At 40.0% G+C, this 3,501-nt stretch carries 2 protein-coding genes; both read right to left on the bottom strand.

Annotation, left to right across the window (positions count from 1 at the left end; genetic code table 11):
- Positions 1 to 319: 319 nt before the first annotated feature.
- Positions 320 to 1,912, bottom strand: coding sequence for a beta-galactosidase domain 4-containing protein (locus Q0590_RS36875; protein WP_302042697.1), 1,593 nt, complete (start codon positions 1,910 to 1,912; stop codon positions 320 to 322).
- A gap of 397 nt (positions 1,913 to 2,309) precedes the next feature.
- Positions 2,310 to 3,083 carry a tryptophan synthase subunit alpha gene (trpA, locus tag Q0590_RS36870; protein WP_302042696.1) on the bottom strand — a complete coding sequence of 258 codons (774 nt, stop codon included), beginning with the start codon at positions 3,081 to 3,083 and terminating at the stop codon, positions 2,310 to 2,312.
- Positions 3,084 to 3,501: the final 418 nt, after the last annotated feature.

Raw genomic sequence — 3,501 nt, 5'->3', positions numbered from 1 at the left:
GAATGCGGAAAAAAGCAAACTCTAAGCACAACTGCTGAAAAAGCGAAAAAGGATAAGGTAGGGAGGAAATCACTTGAACCGGCAGCATAAGTGGTAAGTAGTTAATTATTTAGGTCTAAGGTTGCAAAGTTAAAGAGAAACTTTACCAGTCTGCACTTTGAGTAAATTTATTCCACCGGGTAAATTCTTTTTTAAGCTGCTGATCATCCCGGTAAAAACAGACTTAAAGGTTATCCGCTGCAAAAAGAAAGGCAAGTTATAAGCAGGTAGAAAAACCAAATGAAGTCAGGTACGAATCTTGGGCAAGAGGGGAAAAGATTTAATCAGATGTTTCTAAGATATAGTCTTCTTTTAGATGGGTAAATCTAAAATTTTGACTGGCAATTTCGAAAGCTTTTGGTGCCCAGCGTTTGTTTGTTGCCAGTAAAATTTGAAAACAAATTTTAACATTAGCTTTATCTTTGTAGCTAGCAAGATCTAATGGCAAGGCGAGAAGGGCTTCTTTTTTTGGTAAAAGGGAAACGTCTGAAATTTCGCCTTTTTCTACCACCTGAGAAGATTTTATTACCTGCCACACCACGTTTACATGCAGGGTATCAAAACTATAATTTGAGCGCAATAAAAGCTCATTACTTTTATAGGAACTAATGATGATATCTATTGGCTGATAATTTTTCTTTAGCTGCTTATGTTCATCGTCTGTCATTTTGGACCATCCTTTTGATGCATGCACTTGCCCATTGCCTGCTAAGAGTTGAGGGGTAAACAATGGCCTATAGCGGTCAATTCGTTTCAGGGAATCTTCAATAGCCGCTCTTTTGCCTCCTGTGATGGCTTGTGTATTCCAAAAGAGCAAGCAAGGGGAATTTTTAAATTCATGCACACGGGCCGCTATTCGGCTAAGGGCTTGACTTGTAGTTAGCGAAGAATCCTTGCGGGTAGATGCCGCTTGCAGGGAAGAGTCTGAAAGGTCTTGGACTATATATAGTCCATGCTGTTCACACATACGATAAAGTTCTTTAGTTGCCAGCGCAAGGGGAACCATAAGGGTATTAATGTGGTGTTTTTTTAGTTTCCCGATGATGCTTTCCAGCGTATCGGTGGCCAGGGATTTCTGCTTTTTTATATCTATATCCCATAGAACCGGACTTAGGCGAATAGGCGTGTTGTTGAGGTATACTTGATTATCTTTTATGATTGAGGTCTGTAGCCCGATTCGGTGCAGATAATAGGCGCTTTGTTGCAAAAGGGGATTTTCCTGTCTTATAAGCAGGTAATGCAAATTGGGAATCTCATCTGACCAGCGTAAAAATTTAGCATCCGTAAAGCTGACAGTACTCCAGGAGTTTTCCTTGAGGGGATATAAAAAGTTAGCCCTCCCTACAGGTTTGACTTCCACTTGTCTTTCTAACTTCAGGTGCTTGTCATAAACCTGGAAACTATACTTGACCCGGTCTGTATCAAACACGCTAGCTGTGTGATTTTTTACCTTATAGAATATAGCCAGTGAGAAATTGCTCCAATGCCCATACTGCCGCTGATGCGTAGTATGGATTAACAAATCACTCAATCGTATGCTTGGGGAAGCATAAACAAATAATTCGCTGACTAACTCTTTCTCTTTTTTGTTGCTCTTGTCAGTAGAGACAAGCTCAATAAGATTTTGGCCGGTTTCTACAAAAGGGGTTATAGTTAAATGAAGAGGGATGCCCTGTACTAATCTTGAGACTAACTTACCATTAATATATAAATCTAATGGGGTGATTAGTGGGGCAATAGATAGAATTTTCTCTAATCCTTGCCAATCATTTTCCAGGTATAAGGTATCTTGAAAGAGAAGGGATTGGTTTTGGGCTTGCAGGGAAAGATTGTTTTGCAAGCGGATATATTTAGATGTAGTTTTATCATACAAGAGCCTAGATACAGCAAGCGAATCGAGGCTATCAAAAGAGACCTGTTTATCTCTAAGTGGAATTAGTATTGGGAGAGGGTGCCTGATCCGTTATTTCGCTACGCTGAGCATAAACGCCCCTAGGGGCAAAAAATTCAAGTAGAAGGAAAAAACCTAATAGGAAGCCATAGTTTATCTTTAAATCTACTTTCATCTGTCGCTAGTTATCCAATCTTTTAAGCAAAAATCACTTGAAAGATTTTGTTTATGAACGCACAGGTTTGTGCGTCCATAAAAATATAATTAAATTTTCTTACCCTCCATAGTCGTTGGGCAGCTTACAGAACAACCAGAGCCTGTTTTATTGCATCTATAGCTGATACTTGATCTCCACAGCCTTGATAAGTGTAGGGCGACTCTAGCCTTTGATAGAGCTCACAAAGGAGGCAATATCTTTTTCTAAATCCGAGCTTTGCTGCAAGGCTTTCACAAAAGCTGATCCGATAATGGCCCCGTTTGCATAGCTTGAGGCCGTATCAAAACTTTTCTTATCAGAAATGCCAAAGCCAATCATCGTAGGGGTTTTTAACTTCATTTCTTTGATGCGCTTGAAATAGTTTTCTGTTGCCTCTCTAATGCCTGAAGTGGCCCCTGTAACAGAAGCCGAGGAGACCATATAGATAAACCCGTCTGATACTTGATCTATCTGCCGGATGCGCTCTATAGAAGTCTGAGGGGTGATTAGAAAGATGTTTAAAAGGCCATAGGAATCAAAGATGGCTTTATATTCATCCAGGTAGACGCTCATAGGCATATCCGGCAGGATCACCCCATCTACGCCTATTTCTTTGCATTTACGGCAAAAGGCTTCTATGCCATACTGCAGCACCGGATTCAGATAGCCCATAAGTAAAACCGGAAGCCCTACTTTTTTCCGCATCTCTTGCAGCTGCTCAAATAAAAGCTTTACCGACATCCCGTTTGAAAGGGCTATATCATTGCTTTGCTGGATGGTTGGCCCATCGGCCACCGGATCAGAGTAAGGCATACCAATCTCCACCATGTCCACGCCCGACTTCTCTAAATAGGTGAGAATGGGCAGCGTATCAGAAAGGGCCGGATAGCCGGCTGTATAGTAAATATTTAAGATAGGTGAATTGCTTTGAGTAAAAAGGGCAGTGATCCGGTTCATAGGGGCAAAGATGAGAAAATAGTTGTTGCTTTTTAATTTTTGCTGAAATAGCTTGATTAACAATATCCTTTAAACGCCTTGCCAAATAGGGACCTCGGATAACTCCAAACTGTTCTTTTACTTATTGTGCATCCAGTTTATAGTTTTTATCATAGCTACAATAATACCTAGATAAAACGCAATTCTGGGGAGTGTAGGCCAAGCTCTTTGTTTTTTTATCAACTTTTAAGAGCCGGTCTAACACTATATTTTTAACTTTTTTGGTCTTGCTATCTTTCTCCTCTTACCCTTTTAATGCATAGAATACCCTTTATGCAACTTCAAAAAAATGCTAAAATCGGGCTTTATAGAGTGTAATTATATCTGCCTTTCTTGTAACTTAACCATCAATTAGCCATAATGCCCTTCTTTTAAAATC

This window comes from Rhodocytophaga aerolata (genome assembly GCF_030503435.1).
Classification (GTDB): Bacteria; Bacteroidota; Bacteroidia; order Cytophagales; family 172606-1; genus Rhodocytophaga; species Rhodocytophaga aerolata.
This window is presented reverse-complemented; position numbering and strand designations above follow the sequence as displayed.